This is a genomic window from Paenibacillus sp. J31R98, from assembly GCF_056269245.1.
Genome location: NZ_JBWDNO010000006.1, coordinates 257839 through 281544, shown reverse-complemented (window position 1 = coordinate 281544; position 23706 = coordinate 257839). Strand labels below are relative to the sequence as shown.

At 46.7% G+C, this 23706-nt stretch carries 20 protein-coding genes; 5 read left to right on the top strand and 15 right to left on the bottom strand.

Features of this window, described 5'->3' with window-relative positions:
• Position 1: 1 nt before the first annotated feature.
• The 5 genes from AC0YNX_RS22095 to AC0YNX_RS22075 all read left to right on the top strand — a co-directional run bounded on the left by AC0YNX_RS22095 (position 2) and on the right by AC0YNX_RS22075 (position 6839).
• Positions 2 to 1069: a HEAT repeat domain-containing protein gene (locus AC0YNX_RS22095; protein WP_475817871.1), complete on the top strand. Its 1068-nt coding sequence runs from the start codon at positions 2 to 4 to the stop codon at positions 1067 to 1069.
• A complete protein-coding gene (locus AC0YNX_RS22090) occupies positions 1066 to 2481 on the top strand; it encodes a glycosyltransferase family 2 protein (RefSeq protein ID WP_475817870.1) in 1416 nt (471 codons plus the stop codon). The genes AC0YNX_RS22095 and AC0YNX_RS22090 overlap by 4 nt, the downstream gene beginning before the upstream one ends.
• Positions 2478 to 5780 carry a hypothetical protein gene (locus AC0YNX_RS22085; protein ID WP_475817869.1) on the top strand — a complete coding sequence of 1101 codons (3303 nt, stop codon included), beginning with the start codon at positions 2478 to 2480 and terminating at the stop codon, positions 5778 to 5780. Before AC0YNX_RS22090 ends, AC0YNX_RS22085 begins: the two co-directional genes overlap by 4 nt.
• Positions 5781 to 6009: 229 nt before the next feature.
• Entirely contained in the window at positions 6010 to 6288 is a 279-nt protein-coding gene (locus AC0YNX_RS22080; RefSeq protein WP_475817868.1) for a helix-turn-helix transcriptional regulator, read from the top strand.
• Between the two features lie 47 nt (positions 6289 to 6335).
• On the top strand, positions 6336 to 6839 hold the full coding sequence (locus tag AC0YNX_RS22075; RefSeq protein WP_475817867.1) for a VanZ family protein: 504 nt from the start codon (positions 6336 to 6338) through the stop codon (positions 6837 to 6839).
• Between the two features lie 118 nt (positions 6840 to 6957).
• Here AC0YNX_RS22075 and AC0YNX_RS22070 read toward each other — a convergent pair whose 3' ends face one another.
• The 15 genes from AC0YNX_RS22070 to AC0YNX_RS22000 form a co-directional block, all read right to left on the bottom strand.
• The gene (locus tag AC0YNX_RS22070) at positions 6958 to 8337 is read right to left on the bottom strand and encodes a sugar phosphate nucleotidyltransferase (protein WP_475817866.1); all 1380 of its coding nucleotides are present in this window, start codon (positions 8335 to 8337) and stop codon (positions 6958 to 6960) included.
• A 97-nt stretch (positions 8338 to 8434) separates the two neighbouring features.
• Entirely contained in the window at positions 8435 to 9466 is a 1032-nt protein-coding gene (locus AC0YNX_RS22065) for a GDP-mannose 4,6-dehydratase (RefSeq protein WP_475817865.1), read from the bottom strand.
• Positions 9447 to 10817 (bottom strand): UDP-glucose dehydrogenase family protein, encoded by a 1371-nt coding sequence (locus tag AC0YNX_RS22060; RefSeq protein ID WP_475817864.1) that lies wholly within the window; start codon positions 10815 to 10817, stop codon positions 9447 to 9449. The genes AC0YNX_RS22065 and AC0YNX_RS22060 overlap by 20 nt, the downstream gene beginning before the upstream one ends.
• A 28-nt stretch (positions 10818 to 10845) precedes the next feature.
• A complete protein-coding gene (locus AC0YNX_RS22055; RefSeq protein ID WP_475817863.1) occupies positions 10846 to 12315 on the bottom strand; it encodes a lipopolysaccharide biosynthesis protein in 1470 nt (489 codons plus the stop codon).
• A 10-nt stretch (positions 12316 to 12325) separates the two neighbouring features.
• A complete protein-coding gene (locus tag AC0YNX_RS22050; RefSeq protein ID WP_475817862.1) occupies positions 12326 to 12838 on the bottom strand; it encodes a DUF1854 domain-containing protein in 513 nt (170 codons plus the stop codon).
• A gap of 29 nt (positions 12839 to 12867) precedes the next feature.
• Positions 12868 to 13971, bottom strand: a complete 1104-nt coding sequence (locus AC0YNX_RS22045) for a glycosyltransferase family 4 protein (protein WP_475817861.1) — start codon at positions 13969 to 13971, stop codon at positions 12868 to 12870.
• Complete coding sequence (locus AC0YNX_RS22040) at positions 13968 to 15188, bottom strand: glycosyltransferase family 4 protein (protein ID WP_475817860.1); 1221 nt, start codon at positions 15186 to 15188, stop codon at positions 13968 to 13970. The genes AC0YNX_RS22045 and AC0YNX_RS22040 overlap by 4 nt, the downstream gene beginning before the upstream one ends.
• A gap of 83 nt (positions 15189 to 15271) precedes the next feature.
• Positions 15272 to 16399, bottom strand: a complete 1128-nt coding sequence (locus AC0YNX_RS22035) for a glycosyltransferase family 2 protein (RefSeq protein WP_475817859.1) — start codon at positions 16397 to 16399, stop codon at positions 15272 to 15274.
• A gap of 15 nt (positions 16400 to 16414) precedes the next feature.
• On the bottom strand, positions 16415 to 17317 hold the full coding sequence (locus tag AC0YNX_RS22030) for an ATP-grasp fold amidoligase family protein (protein WP_475817858.1): 903 nt from the start codon (positions 17315 to 17317) through the stop codon (positions 16415 to 16417).
• 60 nt (positions 17318 to 17377) lie between these two features.
• Positions 17378 to 18538 carry a glycosyltransferase gene (locus AC0YNX_RS22025; protein ID WP_475817857.1) on the bottom strand — a complete coding sequence of 387 codons (1161 nt, stop codon included), beginning with the start codon at positions 18536 to 18538 and terminating at the stop codon, positions 17378 to 17380.
• Between the two features lie 18 nt (positions 18539 to 18556).
• Positions 18557 to 19861, bottom strand: a complete 1305-nt coding sequence (locus AC0YNX_RS22020) for a hypothetical protein (RefSeq protein WP_475817856.1) — start codon at positions 19859 to 19861, stop codon at positions 18557 to 18559.
• Between the two features lies 1 nt (position 19862).
• Positions 19863 to 20957 (bottom strand): glycosyltransferase, encoded by a 1095-nt coding sequence (locus AC0YNX_RS22015; protein WP_475817855.1) that lies wholly within the window; start codon positions 20955 to 20957, stop codon positions 19863 to 19865.
• A gap of 60 nt (positions 20958 to 21017) precedes the next feature.
• Positions 21018 to 22013: a GDP-mannose 4,6-dehydratase gene (gene gmd / locus AC0YNX_RS22010; RefSeq protein WP_475817854.1), complete on the bottom strand. Its 996-nt coding sequence runs from the start codon at positions 22011 to 22013 to the stop codon at positions 21018 to 21020.
• 24 nt (positions 22014 to 22037) lie between these two features.
• Complete coding sequence (locus tag AC0YNX_RS22005) at positions 22038 to 22976, bottom strand: GDP-L-fucose synthase family protein (protein ID WP_475817853.1); 939 nt, start codon at positions 22974 to 22976, stop codon at positions 22038 to 22040.
• A gap of 29 nt (positions 22977 to 23005) precedes the next feature.
• Positions 23006 to 23704, bottom strand: a complete 699-nt coding sequence (locus tag AC0YNX_RS22000; protein ID WP_475817852.1) for a sugar transferase — start codon at positions 23702 to 23704, stop codon at positions 23006 to 23008.
• Positions 23705 to 23706: the final 2 nt, after the last annotated feature.

The following is a 23706-nucleotide window of genomic DNA, read 5'->3' as shown; positions in this document are numbered from 1 at the left end:
CATGTATAACAGTCATGCAGTCATTGCACTTGGCGTATTCACGGCGTCGCTGCTCATGATGAGCAGTCTCGTCCTCCTCTATATCACGATCGTAAAAGCACGCGACATACGGCTTTCACGCTATATGAGTGGCTTCGCGCAGAAGAATAGCTCGCTCATGTACAAGTATCTGACTGGCGGCGAGACGAGCCGCGCGCTCGTGCCTCATAACAGGCGAACATTCGCCGCCTCGGAGAAGCTGCTGAGCGATTACTTGCAAATTACGCAGAGCGACGAAATTCAGCTTCGGGCGAAGCAGTTCGCTGAGGAGCATTTTACAAGCACGTATCGGGAGATGCTGCGACACCGCAAGTGGAGCATACGGATGAATGCGCTCTACCATGCTTCTGTGTTCGGCATGGACAACCTCCAAGAAGACATTACGGAGCTGATGAACAATCCAAAATGCACCGAGCAAGAGCAGTACCAAGTCTGCAGGCTGTTCATCCATTCCCGTCACAGCAGCTTTATACAAAGTCTCATTCGCCTGCCAGGCGATCTAACGGCATTCAATTACCGCCAATTGTTGTCCATGCTGACGGACGACCAGTTCGAAACAGCATTGGCGCAGTTCCATGAGCTGCCGGAACCGATTCAGCATAGCCTCGTTGAGATGATCGGCATTCTGAACAAATATGAACAGCTGGATTTTCTGGAGCAGCAGCTGTTCCGCATCGCAGATTCGGCGAGTCAAGGTCAATCGTCTGAGCTGCGCATTAAGCTATTGAAGTCGATCGCGCAGCTCGGATTCACGGAGCGGGCGGAGCAATACAGCAAGTTCGCCACCTCCAGCAGCTGGGAGGAGCGGGCAATGACCGCGAAGCTGTTCGGAGCGCTGAGGAAGCCGGAGCTGGCAGAGCCGCTTACCGAGCTGATCAAGGACCGCTCATGGTGGGTTCGAACGCAAGCGGCCGGCGCGCTGCTGAACATGAAGGAGGGAAGGCAATTGTTAACGCATATTGCTGAGCATGATCACGACCGGTTCGCCCGGGATATAGCCAAAGAAACGTTAGGACTGCATCCCGGATGAGTGCGGAGACGTTGTGGATCGACGTTATCGGCATCTATGGTCGCTTCATTCTATCCTTCATGCTCCTCGCGACCGCCTTTTATCTGATCATGTTTTTATTCTCCTTCATGTCGATGCGCCGCGAGTACAAGCTGAACCGCTTCCGCTCGCATGAAGCGCTGCTCAACATTGCATTCACGAAGCCCGTATCGGTCATCGTGCCCGCACATAACGAGGAAGCGGGCATTGTAGAGAGCATCCGCTCCTTGCTCGGACTGCACTATCCGGAATTCGAAATCATTGTCGTGAACGACGGATCAAGCGATGGCACGCGGGAGCAGGTCATCGAGCATTTTCAGATGGTGCCTGTTGATCGGAATGCCCAGCAGTTGATTGCTACGGAAGCAGTCACAGGGGTCTATCAATCGCAGCTGCTGCCTCATCTGTATATGCTGGACAAGCAGAACGGCGGCAAAGCCGATGCCCTTAATGCCGGCATTAATTATGCCAAATATTCGTATTTTTGTTCCATTGATGGAGATTCTATTCTTGAACAGGATGCGCTTGTGAAGATCATGAAGCCGATTATGACCTCGAATGAGGACGTCATCGCCTCCGGGGGATCTGTGCGAATAGCGAACGGCAATACGATTCAGATGGGCAGCGTGAAACAGATTAAGCTGTCTAAGAAGCCGCTTGTCATCTATCAAGTCGTTGAATATTTGCGCGCCTTCCTTGTCGGCAGAGTCGGACTCAGTCGCTATAATCTGCTGCTTGTCATATCGGGAGCATTCGGAGTGTTCTCGAAGGAGTGGGTCGTAGCGGCAGGCGGCTATTCGACGAAGACAGCCGGTGAAGATATGGAGCTTGTCGTTCGGCTGCAGCGGCTTATCAAGAAACGCAGATCGAACAAACGCATTGAATTCGCAGCCGATCCGGTCTGCTGGACGGAAGCGCCGGAGACGGCTGCTGATTTGCGCAAACAGCGCAACCGTTGGCATCGCGGCTTGCTTGAGAGCTTATGGAGACATCGGGGCATGACGCTGAATCCGAGGTATGGCTACATCGGACTGGTGGTGTTCCCTTACTTCTGGATCATTGAGCTGCTTGGACCTGTTGTTGAGCTGTGCGGCTATATTTTCATCGTGTTGTCCCTGTTTATGGGGGGCATCTCGATTGAATTTGCAGTGTTGCTGTTCATGTCGTTCCTGCTCTATGGCTCATTAATCTCGCTGCTCGCGCTAATCTTGGAAGAATGGGGATTGCAGAAGTACTCCAATAAGAAGGATGTCCTGAAGCTGTATCTCTATTCCTTGACCGAAATTATATGGTACCGTCCGTTAACGGTGCTCTGGCGCGTAGAAGGCATATTCCAATTCTTCCTCGGCTACTCCGCTTGGGGAGAAATGAAACGCAGAGGAATTTCATCATGAGAAAGCTTGACCTCATTAATCGCCGATGGCTCATGGCTGCTGCCGTGACCGTCGGCCTCTTGGTCGTGTCGTCGCCGATCTGGAGCTGGTACTTGAAACAAGAGCATAAGCTGAACGTGCTGATCGTCGACAAAACAGTGCCGGATACATCCTATCGCAGCCATTCAGGGCTGACTTGGATGCTTAACAATGCGAAGGTTGTGCAAGCTTCGGGCAAAGCCTATAACCCTTCAAGCGACTACTATGGTTTCAAGCCGCTGACTGGTGGCAAGTATCGCATCGATGCCGTTCCTGGTAATGTCGATAACTATGATCTCATCTATCTGGCGAGCATGTATGGCGTAGACAAAGAGCAATACACCGGCAAGAAACCAGAAGCGTCAGAGAGCAAAAGCCTATACGGCGGCATGACGAAAGCGGAGTTCGATCCGATTCGCAGCAAGCTGCTGACGAAGGGCGGCACGCTCATCGCCGAGCGTAATCTGCTAGGCAAGCCGACTGAGCCTGAGCTGCGTGAAGATATGTACAGCTTGCTGAACCTGACCTGGGACGGCTGGTCGTATAAGTATGTGGCTGACCTCGCGGGCACTGAAGTGCCGGACAAGCTGAAGGCCAGTGTCGCTCAAGCTAACGGGAGCAGCTGGACCTACAAAGGCAGCGGTTATCTGTTCATCAATGAATTTACCGAAGAGAATCTCGTTCTGACGGAAGCGGATTTGGCTGGCGGCGCGCCGTCCTTCGCTTACACAGCGGAAGGCGAGCAGCAGCTGGGGCTAACGGGCAAGGGAAAACAACCCTATACAGACTGGGTAGATGTAATTAAGCCGGCCGATGGTCGTGAGGTGCTGGCAAGCTATACGCTAGCGCTCTCGCCATCCGGGCAGGAGAAGCTCAGCCGCAGGTACATCCCGCTGACGATGCCTGCCATCATTCATCATCAGAATGATCTGTACGGCACGTATTATTTCAACGGGCAGTTCTCCGTCAATACGGATCTCCCGTCGATCTATCAAAGCTCGATTCAGACGGCGCTTCGCAAGCTGCCAACTTGGCATGACGCCGAGGATGCGTTCTATTGGGAGACGTACATTCCGCTCATGAAGGCGATTCTCGACCATGGCATGACGAATCCTGCTGTGCATACGCAGGTTGAGAAGATCCGTGCTGACAACACGTCTTATTCGGCTCGCGTGTTCGGTGATCATTTTCAGACGCTTTCGAATGGCAAATGGACGGATTTCACCGTAAAAGGGGTTAACATCGGGATGGGCAAGCCCGGCGCTTTCCCGGGAAATGCCGCCATCGGCCTCGATGAATATTATCGCTGGTTCCAGCAGATCGCGGCGATGAACGCGAATGCGATCCGCGTCTATACCTTGCAGCCGCCTGCATTCTATGAGGCGCTGTACGAGTTTAATCAGACGACGGATAAACCGCTCTACCTGTTCCACGGCGCTTGGGTGCTCGAAGATGCGCTCGTTTCCTCCGGCAACGCCTTCTCGGATGCCGTGATGAAGCCGTTCCACGAGGAGATCGTGGATGTCGTGAACGCCGTGCATGGCAAGGCGAATTTGCCGAAGCGTGCGGGGCATGCCTATGGCAGCTACACCTACGACGTCTCTCCTTACCTGATCGGCTGGATTCTCGGCATCGAATGGGATCCGCATGCGGTTGCGGACACGAATAAGCAGTCGGCGCATAAGCAGCCTTACAACGGACGCTATATCTATACCAAAGGCGCATCCCCGTTCGAGAATTGGCTCGCTCAGGGCATGGAGTACATGGCGACGTATGAGCAGGATCATTACCAGGTGCAGCATGCGCTCAGCTTCACCAACTGGCCGACGACGGATATGCTGAAGCATCCGCTGGAATCGTTCGCCGAAGAAGATATGTCGGTGGTGAATCCGAACCATATCTATACGAAGGACAGCTTCTACCCGGGCTCCTTCGCTTCTTATCACATCTATCCGTACTATCCGGATTTCATGAACAATGAATATAAGAATTACGTGGATAAGTCGGGGACGAAGAACAACTATGCCGGCTATTTGCACGCGCTGAAGGCGGTACACCGGTTGCCTATTCTGGTGGCGGAGTTCGGCATTCCAAGCTCGCGGGGCATGACGCATCGCAATGTGAGCGGGAAGGATCAAGGGCATCACTCGGAGCAGGAACAAGGGCAGCTTATCGCGGGATTGTATGGAGATATGCTGAATGAGGGCTATATGGGAGGAATGATTTTCTCCTGGCAGGATGAATGGTTCAAGCGGACTTGGAACACGATGGAGTACGATAATGCGCATCGCCGTCCCTTCTGGTCGAACGTTCAAACGAACGAGCAATACTTTGGCCTCCTCTCCTTCGATCCCGGCGAGAATGTGGTGCCAATCGACGTCGATGGCGATACGCTTGATTGGGATGCGCTGCATCTTGATCCGATCTATAAGGCGGCGGCAGGCAGCAAGCAGAATCTGAAGGCGCTCTATATGACGAATGATTCGGAGTATGTGTACTTGCGCCTCGATTACGGCAAGCTGACCAAGGACAATATCCATACGTCGATCATGTTCGATACGGTGGATGGCCAAGGAAATACGAAGCTGCCTAAGGGCATACCGCTTGCCAACAAAGTCGGGTTCGACTTCTATATCGACCTCTCTAGCGCAAGCTATGCGGAGACGTTCGTGGACAGTTATTACGATACCTTCTATTTCGATTACGCGTACTTGAAGAAGCTTATCAAGGCTGTCAGCGGTGTGAGCACGAAGAATAACGGCATGTACAATCCGATTCGGCTTGTGCTTAATAAGGGTTCTCGGAAGGTGCTGCCAAGCGGTAAGCAGCTCAACTACCCGTTCGAGTCGTACCATACCGGGCTGCTGCAGGAAGGCAACAGCAATACAAGGTCGCCGGATTATAACTCGCTTGCGGACTACAAGGTGAATGAGCAGCGCGGAATCGTTGAGCTGCGCATTCCGTGGCTGATGCTGAACGCCAAAGATCCGAGCCTGCATGAAATGACAGGCGATCTGTGGTCATCCGGCAAAGGCTATCAGTCCAGCGTGACGACGAAAGGGTTTCATCTGCTTGTTGTGGAACAAAACGGAAACGGTGACGTTGGAGGCGGTGACAGCGGTGGCAGCAAGCTGAGCACGCTGCCGGAGCTGAAGAGCGGCGAGCCGGTTACGACCGCGAAGCTGAAGCTCTTCCAGTGGGGCGAGTGGAACCAGCCCGCTTATCATGAGCGGCTGAAGAGGTCATATGAGATCCTGCAGCAGGAATATGCGAAATATTAACAGGCGGAGGTATCCCTTTGCCTAGACGAAAGCCCACATACGTTTCTTTCCGAATGAGCGAATGAAACGTTATGCGGGCTTTTTAGATTAGATACACTTCGTATCAAAATTGGCGGATAAGCCTGTAAATTATTTTAATCATTCGTAAAAAACAGATTGACATGATACGTTTAGTATCATAGTATAATGGTAGATACAATTAGTAGTATTGAAATTGGGAAAATGTGATATGACGAAGCTTTCCTTAAGTGAATCGATGCTTTATCCAATAGGCTGGAGTAGGAGGGATCAAGTCGTGCTACACCTCGGCAACACAATCGCAGAACTACGAGAAGCAAGAGAAATCACACAAGAAGAATTAGCAAAGACACTTGGCATTTCCAGATCGACACTCTCGCACTATGAGAAGAACCGAAGGAAGCCGCCGCTAAACTTTATCGTCCTATTAGCCGATACATTTAATGTTTCCGTTGAACAAATTATAAACCCTCACAAAAGGGTTCAATAAAACTTACATAACATTCACCATGAACCAAAAGAGGTGTAACAATTAGATTGTCACATAAATTGCTGTATTTCGTTCCCGCACTCCTGTGGGTCGCGCTCATCTTTCATTTCTCTTCAGAGCCTTATAACGAACAGACCATTATCCCGTTTCTCCATCGTCATCTTAATGAAGCTACTTGGAGCAAGATTCTGCCCGATATTACCATTCATTATTTTCATTCCGTCGTATCGGCCAAACAAGAACCCTTTCAGTTTATGGAATTCGTATTCCGCAAGTGCGCTCATCTGTTTGTATACGGCATGTTCGCAATTGTCATGTATATCGCATTTATTCCATTTCGGTTCAATGCCATTCGCGGCGCTGCAGCTTCCCTTGCAGTCGTAGCCTGCATCGCGCTATCCGATGAATGGAATCAGAAGTACACGACGCAGCGTACCAGCACGATATTGGATGTATTCGTCGATGTAACCGGCGGATTGATATTCTTGCTCATCTTCTTGCTGCTATTCAGATGGATCAAATTAAGCATCAAAAAGAAGTCTACTCGCTGAGAGCTGGCTTCTTTTTTTATTTGGCACATTTATTGTCAGAGCAACAAAAAAAGCCGGCACCATAAATAGGTTAGGCTGATAAGCCTAAGTCCTATTCATGGTGCCGGCTTTATGCGCTTTATAGTGATTTCATGCAGCTATCCGTGATTTCTTTCCATGTGCTGTATAATTCAACGATTCGATTCTCTTCATGGCTGAGACCGCTCTGAACGACAATAAGCTCAACATCTGTGCTCGCCCTTAACGTATGGAGCGTTTTCATCGGAATATGAAGGACATTGCCTGCCTTTACCTTCATATAGTTGCCGTTCTGCAGGAATTCCCCTTCACCGTTAACGATCGTCCATACCTCTTCACGGTAGGTATGCATGCGGTAGCTCAAGTTCTCCCCCGCCCGGATTCCCACGCGTTTGGTCGCTACGCACCGGCCGTCCTCATAGATTTGGTCGTCCAGAATTCGTAACCAGCCCCACTTGCGTTCTTCATATCTCGGCTTCTGATTATAGTTAATATAATTCTTTATTCGGGTGCTGGCACTCTTACTCGAGACCAGGATCCCGTCAGGGCTGGCTGCGACAACGATATCCGATAATCCGATTATGGAAACGGGGATCTCGATCTCATTAATTAAATGCGTGTTCTGGCAATCCTCGCTTATCGTTCCTAGACCGATTTGCTTATTATTCATCTCTTCGGTGAGCGTATTCCAGGTACCGAGGTCTTTCCAGCAGCCTTCATAGGGAACGACTGCGATATTGCTTGCTTGTTCCAACACTTGATAGTCGAAGCTGATCTTCGGCAGTGCGTGATAGTGCTTCCGCAGCTCATCATATTGAATCGGCATATTCAGCTGCTCTAGAAGCGAGATCAGATAGCCAAGCTTGAAGGCGAACACCCCGCAGTTCCATAATGCCTGCTGTTCGAGCAATTCCACCGCTTGTGCTTCGGTAGGCTTCTCGCGGAAATTTCTGACGCGCTTGTATCCTCCTTCGCTTGCTTCCTCTGCTTCCTGTACCGGAATAATGTATCCGTATTTGGATGATGGATACGTCGGTTTTACCCCGATGAGCGCCAAATCCGCATCAGATTCGGCGAGCACATGCTCCAGTTCCTTCACGGTTTCAAAGAAGTCCTTCTCTACCAAGGGGTCTACCGGCACGATGGTAACCGTCTCGCTCAGGCTGATCTCTTCCACGGAGTACAGATAAACCGCAGCAAGTGCAATTGCAGGAAACGTATCTCTGCGTTCCGGCTCGATAATGAGCGGCACCTCTGCTCCGATCTGGCTCTGCATCATCTCCACCTGACTTTTGCTCGTGGCAATGAAACTATCTTTGCTCAGATTGCTCTGTTCAAGCTGACCCCATAGCCGCTGTACCATGGATGTTAACTGCTGATCTTCGTTCTCCAGAACTTTGAGAAATTGCTTGGATCTCGCATCGTTGGATAATGGCCACAGTCTTGTTCCTGAACCGCCAGACAATAATATGAGCTTCACTTCCACTCCTCCATTCTCTCTGTAAACGATCTTTATTTTCTAGTAATAAAAATAGGGAGCGGCTGCTAGCAGCCACTCCCTATTTGCAAATTAATCGTTAATTCAGCCTATAATATTCGCAGTACCAATCCGTAAACTTCTGCAAGCCTTCTTCGATCGATGTCCTCGGCTTAAACGCTACGACCTTCTCTAACCGTTCCGTTGAGGCGTAAGTCGCCGGTACGTCGCCAGGTTTAATCGGTTCATAGGCTTTCTCGAATTGTACTTCTCTATCTAATGAAAGACTCAGACATTTCTCAAGCGTTTCAATGAAGGTCATCAATTTCTCGGGGCTATTATTGCCGATATTGAACACCCGGTGCGGAGCATTCCCCTGCTCCACCGGAGGTTGACTGAGGAGGCGCGCAATCCCTTCCACAATATCGTCGATATATGTAAAGTCGCGATACAAATCATTTTCAAAATCGCCGTTGTTGAAGATCTTGATGGTTTCGCCTGCGAAATAATTCTTGGTAAACCCGAAATACGCCATATCCGGACGCCCCAATGGACCATACACCGTGAAGAAGCGTAATCCCGTTGCAGGAATCTTATACAGATGGCTGTAGGTATGCGCCATTAATTCATTAGACTTCTTGGTTGCGGCATAAAGCGATGCAGGGTGATCCACCGGATCGGTTTCTTCAAAGGGCACCTTCTGATTGGTACCGTAGACTGAGCTTGAAGATGCATAGAGGAGATGATCAACCGGATGATGTCTGCACGCCTCCAGAATGTTGTAGAACCCAACAATATTGCTCTGTATGTATGCATCAGGGTTCTCTATGGAGTACCTGACACCGGCTTGAGCAGCCAGATTCACCACAACGTGAGGCTTATATTCGTCAAATGCACTCATCACAAGCGCCTTATCGGAGATATCCCCTTTGATAAACGTGAACTTCTTATAAGGCTTGAGAAGATCCAGCCGCGTATATTTCAGGTTTATATCGTAGTAGTTGTTTACATTATCGATGCCAATTACTTGGCAGCCTTGTTCTAGCAGGTTTCTGGCCAAATAATAGCCAATAAACCCCGCTGCTCCGGTAATGAAGTAGGTTTTACTACGATCAAGAGTATTGTAAATCAATATTCTTCGACTCCTTTACTCCTTCTTTGCTTGCAGACCTTCTGCCAATGGAATGATACTCTACGCCCGCTTCCTGCATCTGCGCGACGTCGTATAAATTCCGGCCATCAAAGACAAGAGGCGTTCTCATCAATTGCTTGTAGGTTCCTGGAAGCAGCGTCTTGATTTCTCCCCATTCCGTAAAGATAAAGCATACGTGCGCGCCTTCCAGCGCATGCTCGATTTGATCGACATACGTCATGCTGCCCTTGCTGCGCTGACCTTCCGGGTATCCTTTGGCGAAATTGCCCGCCCCTACCGGATCATATGCATATATATCTGCCCCTTGCTCTAATAGCAGCGGAACATTCTCAAGAGAGGCGGCCTCCCTTAGATCATCCGTGCCGGGCTTGAAGGTTAAGCCTAGTACAGCCACCTTAAGGCCACTCAGGGTAATCAGTCTTTGACTCGCCTTCTTGAATAGAATCGTCTTCTGTTCTTTATTGACATCAATGGCGGCTTTCACCGTCTTCAACTCGTAGCCCTTCTGTCTAGCGATGTACTCCAATGCCTTCGTATCCTTGGGAAAGCAGGACCCGCCGTATCCGATTCCGGCATTCAAGAATTTACTTCCGATCCGCTCATCATAGCTCATGCCTCGTGCGACATCCTGGACGTCAGCACCTACCAATTCACACAGGTTGGCAATATCATTCATGTAGGAAATCTTAAGCGCCAGGAAATTGTTAGCGGCATACTTAATCATCTCTGCCGATCTTCTGTTTACGGAAACGATAGGCAAATGAAAAGGCTGATAGATCTGCTTCAGAATCTCTTCAGCCCAGCTGCTCTCCACGCCAATAATAATTCGCTCTGCGTGCAAAGTATCATGGACAGCCGAGCCCTGCGACAAGAATTCCGGGTTGGATGCGACTTCAACTCGAACATCATTAATCAGGAAGTCTCTGATAAACTGTTCTACTTTATCATTCGTGCCAACCGGAACGGTTGACTTCACGACGACCAAGCAATCCGATTCCACTGATTCCGCGATCTGTTTGGCTACCGTCGCAATGTAAGAAAGATTGGCAGAGCCATCAGGCTGCTCAGGGGTCCCAACACCAATGAAGATCGCATCTGCGTGACGGTAGGCTTCTTGATAATCCGTCGTGTATGTGATTCTTCCGGAAGCGTAGTTCTTCTGCATGAGCTCTTCTAGTCCCGCTTCATAAACAGGTGATACTCCAGATCTCATTACATTGACCTTGTTCTCATCGATATCTACACAAGTCACCTGATGTCCCATCTCTGCAAAGCATACACCAGCAACTAAGCCGACATATCCGGTTCCTGCTACTGCAATCTTAAACATTTGGGGCCCCCTCTGCTTCATAAAGGAATTAAGTCGAGGCTACCAAGGCGCCTCTTCTCCGCAACTTCGTCGCGACCATATTTGATAAATACACATAACTATCCAGTTTAAATAAGTGGGAAGCTCCTACGTAGATGATTGCCCCGCACAATACTTGCAGCAGCAAGGTTGAGATGGCAGGGAGTTCCAGCCACGAAATCGTATAAATGCTCCCTCCCATCACGAGCGCTAATGCCAAGGAAGGCGCTAGATCACGAAATTGCTCCGCCATCGAATAATTCATCAATTTCTTATTTGGCAGCATATTGATTAGCATCGAGATACCTGCAAAAGCAGCATTGGATAGCGCGATTGCATATACGCTTATGTTCATCGTCATTAATAGCAGTGAAACCCCGATTATCTTCTTGAAGATTTCCAGCTTCACCAGCAGGTCGCTTCTTCCTAATGCTTTAATCGCTTGCCAGTTGGCTGTTTGCATAGGCTGGAATAACCAGTACACGCAACAAATCTGCAAGAAGGGCACTGCGGAAACCCACTTCTGCGTCAGCAACACTACGATGAGAGGATGTGCAACACTCAATAAGCCGATCATCAGCGGAAAGATGAGATAGGCTGTCGTCTTCATGGAGCGCCTCGTCACATTCTTCAAATGCCTGATATCATTATTCACTTCCGCCATTGCCGGGAACAACACTTTCCCCACCGCTGTGTCGATGCTCGTAATCAGAAGAGTCGGAAACTGATTGCCTCGGTTGTAATAAGCGAGAGCCGTCGTCGTATATAGTTTACCAATCATTAAGCTTCGTAGCTCATTATAGAAAATATTAATAAAGTTAGCGGCTACAAGCTTCCAGCCGAATCCTACGAGCTGCTTCAGAGAGCTCATGGAGAATAGAAGTCTCGGTCGCCAATGTGCAATGAAGAACAGCACAATGGTATTCACGACCGCATTGATTAAGTATTGGGCAACCAGTGCCCATACTCCAAACCCATAATAAGCCATCATAATCCCGATGAAGCCTGAGGCTAACGTGCCCCCTATCGTCGCGAAGAACATCTTCTTAAACAGCATTCGCTTGGATACGTAGGCTTGCTGAATGGTAATGATAGATGAGAGTGGCAGGATAAGTGCAATCACCTGAAGTACCGGCACTAACTTAGAATTACCATAAAACATACCTATGTATGGTGCCACAAAATACAAAATCGTATAAAGCAAGGTAGAGAGAATCAGGCTGAAATAGAAGAGGGAGGAGAAGTCGGTTTCATCTGCATCCTTCTTCTGAATGAGTGTCTCTCCCAATCCACCCGTCACGAAAACATTGGCTAAATTCGTAAACACAAGAACTAAAGCGATGACTCCATACTCACTGGGCATAAGCAGCCGTGCTAACACAATGGACAGAACAAAGGAAACTCCCTGTGAAATCACCCGCTCGCCAAATGCCCAGATCGCCCCGGACAACACCTTATCTTTAAGACTTTGATCGCTCATGCCATCCCCACTACTTTCTGGTTTTGAAAATCACTATCTTCCACCATCGCCGGCTTTCCGCATCCATCTGCTCCGCATTCGACAGCATATAGCGGCGGCCTTCAGTATCCGTAATGATCCACCTATCGGCGTTGATCTTATGAATGTTGTCTCGCAAATTATCCATCATGATCGTCATCCGGCCGAGATCGGTATCGACCTGCCAGCTCCATTCCGACGCCAGCTTGCGAATGAACGTAATTCGTTGAATATGAGGTACCACGAAGGATCTGCTCAGTTCTTCCTTCGCCGAGCACTGGCTGCTCTCATCCAAAACCGTCAGATCGTGAAGGAGATCAATTTCTTCGCCCAGCTCACTTCTGACGGAGATGAATCGATCCGGAAACGAATACGGGATTTCGCGAACCAGCTTTACCCGCTCGAATACCTGTCCTTCTTTCTCGGCCATCAGCGTCCCGTCGTTCGATCTGTAAAGCATGATCAGCCCCGATCGATTCGGTAGCATATAGACGATGTTGCTCATCTGCTCGTTCACCTCCAGCGGATAATCCGTTATCCCAACCGTTTGTATACGTTGAGCGTGGACTGGCAAATCTCGTCCCAGTTATATTTTTGCATGACGTATTCCCGGGTCTCGGCCCTGCTGGATTGTACAACGTCCGGATGGTCCAGCAAATACCGCAGTTTGTTTGCTAGATCTGCCGTATCGGCCGCCGCGAAGGTAGCACCGAGTTTGCCGACAACGTTAGCGTTCTCCGCAATGTCGCTGGTCAAGCAATAGTTCTCGTAACTCATCGCTTCCAGCAAGCTGATGGGAAGACCTTCAACATCGGAAGGGAGCACATACAAGTAACAATTGCTGTACAGTTCTTTCAGCTCATTTCCCGTAACAAATCCTGTAAATACAATATCGGCGCGGTCTGCAGCCAACCGTCTGAGACTTTCAGCATATTCGTCGCTATGACTGGATCCCCCGGCAATAACGAGCTTCTTGCCCGGAGGCAGCGACTTGAACGCTTCGATTAGATAATGCGCTCCCTTCTCTGGGACAAGGCGAGCTAGGAAGAGTACGTAGCTGTCTTTGTCCAGCCCGTATTTATGGAGGATAATGTTCGGCGAGAGATTCATCGGCTTCTCGACGCCGTTAGGAATGTATTTAATTTCACGCGTGTATTTGTTTCTGTAGTAGTCGACTAAGGCGTCAGATACGGTAATGGTCTCATGCGAGAACTTCGCAGTAGCATATTCGCCGAATTTCAAGTAGCTAGATGCGAGCCTGCCCCATTTGGCCCTCTGCCAATCCAGTCCGTGAACGGTGCACACGACTTTTTTGCCGAATAGCCTCGGAATGAACGATAAGGTGGAAGGGCCTAATGCATGATAGTGAAAAATATCGCACTTGGCGAACAAAGCATGAATAGTCGAAGAGAGCGTATGCGAGATAGCGTCCAGATGCTTGGACTTGATCGAACTCGTCTTTTTCACTTGCAAACCTTGGATCGGTTCGATAATCGGAGCGTCGCTGTAGCCTTCCCGGCAATACACGATCAAATCGCAGCCTTGGCCAGCCAGCCGTTTGGCTAGCTCCTCAACATGTACCTCGATCCCTCCCGATCGGGACGGAATGCCTTTCTGTCCGATCATCGCAACTTTCATGCGCCCTCCTCCTTCGCTTTGTGGAGCACACTCTCATACACATTCATTAACTCGGCGTAATACCGATCAATAGAAAACTTCTGAACTTTCACGACGCAGCGCTGGGTGTATTCCGTTAGCACGTCCCGGTTGTCGTACAGATAACGAATGTTGTCAGCCAACTGCAGAGCATCGCCAGGCGGGAACAGCAAGCCATCGACTTGATGGTCGACCAATTCCGGAATGCCGCCAATATTGGCGCCGATAACCGGCGTGCCGTACATTTGCGATTCCAGCACGGACATCGGGCAATTCTCGTACCATTCCGATGGATACACCGTGAACAGCGCACGCTTGATCAAGTCGTTGAGCTCATCCCCCGTACGGAAGCCGACGTATTCAATGTTGGGCACTTCGGCGACCTCCTTCTCCAGGTCCCCTTCGCCCGCCACGATCAGCTTCAGATGCGGCAACCGCTTCATTGCTTGAATGAGCGTCCGAATTCCTTTTTGCACGGAGAGTCGACCGAAATAGAGGATGTAGTCGCCCTTAACCGTTGCTTCTGTCGGAGCCGGCTGATCAATAAAGTTCGAGATGACTTTAATACGGCTGGCTGATTCTCCGAACTCGACAAACTTATTTTGCAGAAACCGGCTCGGTGCAATGAACATGTCAATCGCATCGTCATAAGACTTGAGCTTGTGGTGCAAGTAGCCTTCAAACGCAGCCAGCATGCTTTTTATCTTCGAGTCGTGCAAGCAGTTGTTCGTCACGCAACTGAAATATTTGCGACCTTTGCAATCTTCGCAAATACGCGCCTCATGCTCGAGGTACAGCATGTGGTTCGGACAAACAAGTTGGAAGTCGTGCAGCGTCATGACAACCGGGATGTTGTGCTTCTTGATTTCGTACAAGATCGAAGGCGTAAGCTGAAAGTTGATATTGTTGAGATGAATGATATCCGGCTTGAACGCCTCAATGACCTGTCTGATTTTTTTCTTAGCTTCAAACGAATAGATAATCCGAAACGGATAGTTGATTTTATTAATCGACATCTTCTTGAACTCGACATTGGAAACGTTGACCCCGAGCGCATTACCCTTCACGTTGCGTTCATGATCCATGCCGAAAAACTGTACCTCATGCCCTTGCTTCGTCAAGTGATCCGACAGCTTGAAGCAATACGTCTCGCTGCCGCCGAACCAATAGAGAAACTTGTTGACTTGCAAAATTTTCAACTGATTGTCCTCCCTATTTCGTCAACTTGCGCTTAAGCTTGCAGATTTATGATACATTTCGTATCAAAATAGTTTCGGAAGTACTATAACATCGCACAATACTGGTAATACTGCTTGTAGTTATAAGATCTCAAAGAATTTTCCAAATCTTTATAGGCAGCTGTAGATGTTTTATAATCCTTGAATTGTGTTTCCATAATATTTATTGAAAGAGTAAATATGCTTTTCTGCGCCATATCGTCCATGCGCTTCGTTCGTTTAAAATTCAAATGAATCTGTCGTAACGTCTCCTCGTAGAGATCCTGAGTCAAACTTAAATTAAGCTGTTTCATATCTTTGAACATTTGTTCTAGTATCCAGTACGTATCGATACATTTATTATTTTTTTTAGAAATCTGGGTGATTCCTGTGGGATTTTGGCGATACAGATATACATGATCGCTAACGGTGGATGACTTTTTACTCTGTGAATAAATTAAGTATGAAATAATCGTATCTTCATACCAGAACCCTTCTGGAAACCCAATATGCTCGAATAATGATGACCTGATGACTTTTCCCCATGGGAATCCGGTTAAGTTCCCTAGTGCTTTCGTGTCATTATTGGTGCGGTGGGTATTTTTATGCAAGACATTATCATGAGTGAATTTGCAATATCCTCCTTCAACAACATCGGAATTATTGTTAAAAGCGGAGGTCAGCAAGGCTTGTATGGCATTGCTCTCAAGTTTGTCATCGGAGTCAACAAACATCAGATAGGTACTATTAATATTCTGCAGTCCTGTATTTCTAGCCCCTGAATGACCTTTATTGGCTTGATCAATAATTTCCATATTCGGGAACCCTTCATATTTTTTCAGAATTTCTCTCGTGTTGTCTTTCGAACCATCGTTAATCACAACAATAGAGAAGGTGTATTCTGTTCTTTGAGCAAAAATAGAAGACAGACATTCATCTATATATTGCTCCACGTTATATGCCGGAATAATAATTTTCAAATCATATTCTATTTTTTGAATCGTATTATTAACGCAACTGGTTCCTGCTGGCTTAGCGCTTAAATCACATAAATATTTTCTAGCCGTATCTGAAGTTGGAATTTTATTATTAACGGATGAAGCCAATATTTTACGAGCAAAGTTGTTACTATACAAAATTTCATTTATTCTAGCTTTTTTGAAAACATCTCCAAGTACGATGCTTAATTTCATTCTCCCCCTCCTTTGTTACACAGGTAAAGTTAGTTTATTGCCAATCATTTTGTTGGACTCTAGAGGGTAGAACGTTCCAATACCGTTATTCGGATAAAAGGTCATTTCTCCGAAATATAGTTTGCCGGCAAAATTATAAAAATCGATTCTTACAAAAGGAAATCCTTCGGCTAGAGTGGCAGCGTAGCTTACCATCTCATTCAAATGCTGCGGTTTAGGCACTTCTTCTAAAGAATTTTCTTTGACAAACTGTAAGTCCATCTGAGTCCAATCGACATTGTAGTAATTCCTCCGATGATCTCCAAAACGATCCAGGTCGATTTGGATCATTTCCGGTTTGCCATGAAAACATAAAATCTTGTAATCAGCTGGCGGACGACCATGATCATCGAGATACTCTTCAATAATAATTAATGGCTTTATATTCTTGTAGGCCCACTCTCTGCCATAATAATAATGATTGGTTTTCATAAAGTCCTTGATTGATGAGAAGGCTTTATTAAAATCCATTTGGCTCTTATCCCGGCATAAGATATTCTGTCCGCTGCCGTGATTAACCTTAATAACGAAGGAGCTCGGTAGCACTGATAGATCAATATCCTCTACTTTTTCGTAAACGCCATAAAGCTTATTCAAAAGTCCTTTGCCGATCTTCTCTTCAACATAGCTTCTGACCTCATACTTATCCGCACACTTCGTCATTAGAGGATTTCGATCATACAGCTTCATCCATTGGATCTTTTCATTAAATGTCTGAGGATTATTCAGATCGATTGTCTTGCCCATTTGTATTCTGTATTGCATTTTGATATAGGGCTCGTCAGGCACTAAACTGGAAATTGAATTCTTTGCGTTCCGTGCTGCTTTAAACGCGTTGAATAAGAGTGGACTGCTTTTCACGAACTCTTTTATCGTCATTTCACTTGACCTCCAAAATAAAGAACCCGTCTTCCATGAAGACGAGTTCTTTCATATTCGTTATAAGCTTTCAAGAGCATGATGGATCTTTCCAACCCAATTTCGATAATCGAATTTCTTCTCAGCACATTCCCTTGACCTGGCCGATAATTCTGCAATCTCTCTTTGCGTCATCGACAACGCTTGATTGATTTTGTCCAAGCACAGATCGATATCGCAGCCGTCAAAGATCAGGCTGTTCACATTGTCCTCCAGATAATATTTGGTATAATCACCTACACGAGAAACGATCGGTATGACACCATAGCACATGACTTCAGGAACTTTGCTTGGGAAGTTCGCCAGCGTCATTTGATTCTCTTCTCTTGCTAGTATTAAGAAATGCATAGCCTGATATAACGTTATAAGTTCTTTGTACTGCATCCATTGGTGTATGACGAGTACATCTTTAAGACTCTCATATTCTTGTGGAGTCAATATAGCTTCAATTTGCTCCTGTTTAACACCGCATAGATGTAATTCCACCCGCCTCTTGTCATCAGGAGCAAGCCGACTAAAGCTCTTTAGAATCACTTCAATTGCATCCTTCATCATCCCGTTACCCGGAAAAATGAATTTGATCTTAGCAAATGACTTCGTTCCTACCGAATGCTCATGTACATCGGCCATAATCGGCAAGCACATCGTATTACAGTCCTTCTCCAAGAAATGATTTTCGATATAAGTTGAGATGGGAAAGAGTAAGTCATGTCGAGGTAGGAAACGATCAAAATATATGTTGTTCTTCTTCCATTCGCGTCTTGACTTGTATTGGCTCATAGCGAACCACTCCAAGGCGCAGCTAACGGTCTTAAATCCAATTTTCTTTTTGTAATTTAGTACCTCACGATGAACGTGTACATTTGGAGAAATTAACATAACAATATCTTCTCTTGTAATCTTGTGCTGCTTCAACATATTGACGACGATATGCCCTCTCATCTTACGTTCTACGAAGTTTAAAATTTTATTCTTCGGCATGTTATATGGAATGATCTTAACACCGTTATATTTCAAAATGCCTTCTTGCTCCAGAAGCTTAAATTCATCATTCAAGTTTGAATTCAGGTAGACATCGTAATGCGCCTCTTTCAACGCCAAAGATAAATATTGCATATAATTAGCAGCGGCTGAACCGCGAGGATAATTACACAGTCCATGAAGAAAGACTCTCTTCCTCATTAAAGTTCCTCCAATAGATTAGCCTGTTATTTTATCAAGATAAATGACGCTCTTGTGCACTCGCGGCTTTACAACCCGCAACTCGCTATGATTCTGAAGCTCTCTTGCCTCGCTCATTATCTTAAGCCCTCGCCCAATAAAGACAAATACCAATAATGTACTCAGATTCCATCCGAATTTGAAATAGACAGACAACCCGCCTAAAGCCGCCAAGAAGAAGAAGCTCATCATCCGGCATCCGATAATATAGGCTCTCTCTTCCGCAGTAAGACGATCCTTATTGATTTTTCTAAATAGACCGCTGATAACACCTAATAAACAAAGAACGGGAAGAGCTCCATAATGAAACATGATGTAGATAAACTGGTTATCAAAGTATTGATAGTTTTCAATTCCTATATAGCTGTAGCCGGCATTAAACCCTTGTCCCCATATCAAACTAACCGGCTGGACTTGCGAGAAGAACGTTTCATATTGACCGGATCTCGTATCTTCATTGATACGGTTAAATAGAGCCCCTGTTACATTAGGCAGCAGATAAATAATGAGGACAAACACGAGTACAACACTGAAAATCGCAAGTACTTTCCGCAATGCTGCCTTCTTTCCAGAGCCATAGGTGGACATGGCATATAGGAGCAACACACACTGAATAACCCAGCTTCTGGAACGAACCATAAACGCACAAATTAACAAACAAATACCTAGCACATATTTAAAGGATCTATGGAAACGATAGTTTTCAGGCATCCCCAGCGCATAACACCAATATGCACTTATTGCGACAGCAAACATTTCTTTGCTAGGGGAGGATATTGTTTCCGTAGATACCCCATATTGCAACATAAAAGAAACACTGCTCCATATAATCAACCCGCACATGATGACGAGGATATATGGCATCATTCTTCTGGCGCTCTCAAAAACACTCTTCTCATAACCAAGTAAATAGAAGAGCGGAACCAGAATAATATTGATCGATACATCACCAAGAAGCATGGCTTGGAAGCTCGCTTCGTAGATGGTAAATAAAGCCCATACAACAAAAACAAGCGTGCTTAAATAGATAAATAAAAGAGCCTTCCCTCTTCGGTGATTACTCCAGATGCAAACAATCAGCAGCAGATAAATGAAACAGATTGCCATGGAAGAGCATAATGTTGTAAGCGTTGAATAATGAAAGGTGTACGTATACGCCATCCAAGCGTCATTTCTTGTCCATGACCCCGTCATTCCTGGAAGAACTAAACCGATCAGCATGAGCACAACAATGCTGGTAAATAGAATGCCTTTCAAATTAATACTCATCTCGTTCTGTTTCATATTAGGAACACCCTTTAACCCCGTTTATTTCATGAATAAACTTATCGATGATGATATCCACTTGATATCCTTCTTTGATCTTTTTCTTTGCCGCTCTTCCTGCATGATTGCAAAATACGGGATTCGTGATGCAGTAATGAATCGCAGAAACTAAATCGCTGACATTGTTGCTTTTAACCAAGATACCGTCTTTCATATGATCAATTAAATCCTTCGGGCCAGTCGGGCAATCCGTCGAAATACAAGGTATCCCGACCGCCATAGCTTCCATTAATGCATTAGGCATCCCTTCATATTTGGACGATAGAACAAACAAATCTGTAGACATCAACGCCTCACCAAGGCTAGCTGCTCTTCCTCTAAACGTTACAGCATCCTCTACGCCCAGTTTGCCCACGAGCGCCTTCAAATTGTGTTCTTCTTCTCCTGCTCCATAAAGGCTCAATCGTATAGATGGATTCGATTGAAGCACGATTGCAAAAGCCTCAATCAGTAAATGTTGGTTCTTCTGGGTGCTTAACCTTCCGAATGTTGCTATTTCTTGAATATGCTCTCTATTCGAATAGTTACAATCAATTAAGTCGTTACTTACCGGATTAGGAATTACGAACGTTTTACGTTTTGCAAATCTCGGGAAGAAACCGGCTTGTTCATCCGTTTGAAGGAATATCCCTGATGCCAATAAGGCAACGATCTTTCCAATCGTTCTCATCGGTTTTGAATCCGGATATACAAACGGATTGTTTCGAACGGTAGCCACGAACGGAATATTCATCAATCTGGACGCGATAAAGAAGTGAATCACTTGATTGGGCAGAAAAGGTATGATGACATCAGGGTCGACTTCAGCGATCTTTCGTCTCATAGCTGAAAGCATTTTAGCAAAATACTTGATTCGGTGCTTGCCCTCAATTTTAGGCAGAAAGTGAATGTTCACTTTATCAGAGATCGGATATTCATCCTTATCTTTTTTATAAAGGATTAAATGAACTTCATATCCACGTTCAGCAATGCCGCTTGCTAATATAGATACAACTTTCTCTGCTCCGCCGTATGAAAGAGCATTCGTTACAAAAAGATACTTTTTAACAGCCATATCTCTGAATCTCCTTAGAACAAGATGTCCAGCAAGCTGCCACTAATTGCTCAGGATGCTTTAGAACGTTAACATAAGCTGATTGTAACGATCCTCCGCCTTCACTCGTTTCAAATCCTCGTCGACCATCATATGAATCAGCTGTTTGAAGCCAACGTGAAGCTCCCATCCTAGCTGTTCCTTCGCCTTCGAGCAATCGCCCAGCAATAGATCGACTTCGGCCGGCCGTACGAAAGCTTCATCAATAACAACATAGTCCTCATAATTAAGTCCCACATAAGAGAATGCCACTTCCAGCAGCTCTTTAACGGTATGCATCTCACCAGTCGAAATCACATAATCATCAGGCTCATCCTGCTGGAGCATCAGCCACATCGCTCTCACGTAATCGCCTGCAAAGCCCCAATCGCGCAGCGAATCGATATTTCCCATTCGAAGCTCGTTCTGCAGACCCAGCTTAATTCTCGCAACGCCATCCGTTACTTTACGTGTAACAAATTCCAAACCACGACGAGGCGATTCATGGTTGAACAGAATGCCTGAGCAAGCGAACATATTGAAGCTCTCCCGATAATTCACAGTAATCCAATGCCCATATACCTTCGCTACACCATATGGGCTGCGCGGATAGAAAGGCGTTGTTTCCTTCTGCGGCGTCTCTACGACTTTGCCGAACATCTCGCTGCTCGATGCTTGATAGAACTTCGCTGTCGGCTTCATGATTCTTACAGCCTCCAGCATATTCGTTACGGATAATGCCGTGACATGACCTGTCAATAAGGGCTGAGGCCAAGAGGCAGCTACGAACGATTGAGCGGCCAAGTTGTAGACCTCATCCGGATCAGAAGCCTTGACCGCTTCAATTAAGGAAGCAAGGTCTGTCAGGTCTCCGGAGATCCATTTGATTCTGTCTTTAATATGGCTGACATTCTCGTAGTTTGGAGTACTTGTTCTTCTTCGCAGTCCATATACCTCGTAACCTTTCTCCAGCAGCAATTCTGCCAGGTAAGATCCATCTTGACCCGTAACACCTGTAATCAGAGCACGTTTCTGCATATATGTTCCTCCGGATATCGATTATTAGTGATTCACTAAATACTGTTGTTGAAAAGCCGCATAGGCTGACTTAATTCCATCCTGAAGCGGAATGCCAGCCTTCCAACCTAGACGATTGATCTTCGTAACATCCACCAATTTTCTTGGCGTCCCATCTGGCTTGGAAGTATTGAAGGCAAGCTCGCCTTGATAACCGACAAGCCGCTGAATAAGCTCCGCCAGTTCCCGAATCGAGATATCTTCTCCCACGCCGACATTCACGATCTCGCTATCCTCGTAATGGTCCATTAAGAAAAGACAAGCTTCTGCCAGATCGTCGGAGTGCAAGAACTCACGCCTTGGCTGCCCTGTTCCCCATATCTCAACCTGAGACGCGCCTGCTAATTTCGCCTCGTGAAATTTCCGGATCAGTGCCGGCAGCACATGCGAAGTATCCAGATCAAAATTATCATTCGGTCCGTACATATTCGTCGGCATGACGGATATAAACTTCGTTCCGTATTGGCGATTATACGATTGGCACATGTTGATTCCGGCAATCTTAGCAATCGCGTAAGGTTCATTCGTAGGCTCAAGCGAACCAGTCAGCAAGTACTCTTCCTTGAGCGGCTGAGGCGCAAACTTAGGATAGATACAAGTGGAACCGAGGAACATCAGCTTCTTGACGCCAGCACGATACGCGGTGTCGATGACGTTCGTTTGGATCAATAGATTATCTCGGATGAAATCCGCCGGATAATCATTGTTCGCCACGATGCCGCCTACTTTAGCCGCAGCCAGGAAGACATAGTCGATCTGATGCTGCTCAAAGAAGTCCTGAACTTGATCAAGCTTCCTTAGGTCGAGCTCTGAGCTGGAACGGTAGATGAGATTGTCATAACCTCTTCTCACCAACTCTCTTAGAATCGCTGAACCTACTAATCCCCGATGACCTGCAACATAGATGCTCGAGCTTTTATCCATTTGCGCACCTCAATCTATATAATCTCCAGTTAGAAGGCATCCTTCGTTCCAAGCAATACCCGGACTGTCTTGAACATAATTTTGACATCGACAAAAACGCTTCGTTGCTCGATGTAAGTGAGATCTAGCTCAACCATCTCGCCGAAGCTCAGCCCATTTCTTCCGCTGATCTGCCATAAACCGGTGCAGCCCGGCATGGCTATAAGTCTCAATTTGTCGTAACTCGTATACTTCTCTACTTCACGCGGAAGCGGCGGTCTAGGTCCGACAATGGACATATTACCGATGATTACGTTCCATAGCTGTGGCAGCTCATCAATACTCGTTTTCCTAATGAACTTCCCTACTCTTGTAATTCTCGGATCTGCTTTCATCTTGAACATTGCACCGTCAATTTCGTTCTGGCTGAGCAGTCCATGAAGCAGCTCTTCCGCATTGGAAACCATGGACCGGAACTTATACATCCGAAACGGCTTCTCGTCCTTGCCAATTCGAACTTGATGAAAAAAAATAGGACCGTGAGGGTCCTCGAGTTTAATCAGTATGGCCACGATAAGGAATAGAGGAGTTAAGCACATTAATCCAAGCGCTGCCAGAACAATATCCAATGCCCGCTTTACCATTAAGTACTGCACCAGACCTCTTGATCCTTCCATCGATTGGATTGAAGTAGAAAGCTTGGCGCCCAGTATGGTATCCCCATCATTTCTCTGTGTGGATAAACTCATTC

Excerpts from the sequence above, each read along its gene's own strand:
- AC0YNX_RS22025 (WP_475817857.1), bottom strand. The coding sequence starts at position 18,538 with ATGAGGAAGAGAGTCTTTCTTCATGGACTGTGTAATTATCCTCGCGGT.
- AC0YNX_RS22000 (WP_475817852.1), bottom strand. The coding sequence starts at position 23,704 with ATGAGTTTATCCACACAGAGAAATGATGGGGATACCATACTGGGCGCC.
- AC0YNX_RS22020 (WP_475817856.1), bottom strand. The coding sequence starts at position 19,861 with ATGAAACAGAACGAGATGAGTATTAATTTGAAAGGCATTCTATTTACC.
- AC0YNX_RS22090 (WP_475817870.1), top strand. The coding sequence starts at position 1,066 with ATGAGTGCGGAGACGTTGTGGATCGACGTTATCGGCATCTATGGTCGC.
- AC0YNX_RS22045 (WP_475817861.1), bottom strand. The coding sequence starts at position 13,971 with ATGAAAGTTGCGATGATCGGACAGAAAGGCATTCCGTCCCGATCGGGA.
- AC0YNX_RS22035 (WP_475817859.1), bottom strand. The coding sequence starts at position 16,399 with ATGAAATTAAGCATCGTACTTGGAGATGTTTTCAAAAAAGCTAGAATA.
- AC0YNX_RS22050 (WP_475817862.1), bottom strand. The coding sequence starts at position 12,838 with ATGAGCAACATCGTCTATATGCTACCGAATCGATCGGGGCTGATCATG.
- AC0YNX_RS22055 (WP_475817863.1), bottom strand. The coding sequence starts at position 12,315 with ATGAGCGATCAAAGTCTTAAAGATAAGGTGTTGTCCGGGGCGATCTGG.
- AC0YNX_RS22005 (WP_475817853.1), bottom strand. The coding sequence starts at position 22,976 with ATGGATAAAAGCTCGAGCATCTATGTTGCAGGTCATCGGGGATTAGTA.
- AC0YNX_RS22060 (WP_475817864.1), bottom strand. The coding sequence starts at position 10,817 with ATGTTTAAGATTGCAGTAGCAGGAACCGGATATGTCGGCTTAGTTGCT.
- gmd (WP_475817854.1), bottom strand. The coding sequence starts at position 22,013 with ATGCAGAAACGTGCTCTGATTACAGGTGTTACGGGTCAAGATGGATCT.
- AC0YNX_RS22085 (WP_475817869.1), top strand. The coding sequence starts at position 2,478 with ATGAGAAAGCTTGACCTCATTAATCGCCGATGGCTCATGGCTGCTGCC.
- AC0YNX_RS22080 (WP_475817868.1), top strand. The coding sequence starts at position 6,010 with ATGACGAAGCTTTCCTTAAGTGAATCGATGCTTTATCCAATAGGCTGG.
- AC0YNX_RS22030 (WP_475817858.1), bottom strand. The coding sequence starts at position 17,317 with ATGACGATAAAAGAGTTCGTGAAAAGCAGTCCACTCTTATTCAACGCG.
- AC0YNX_RS22015 (WP_475817855.1), bottom strand. The coding sequence starts at position 20,957 with ATGGCTGTTAAAAAGTATCTTTTTGTAACGAATGCTCTTTCATACGGC.
- AC0YNX_RS22095 (WP_475817871.1), top strand. The coding sequence starts at position 2 with ATGTATAACAGTCATGCAGTCATTGCACTTGGCGTATTCACGGCGTCG.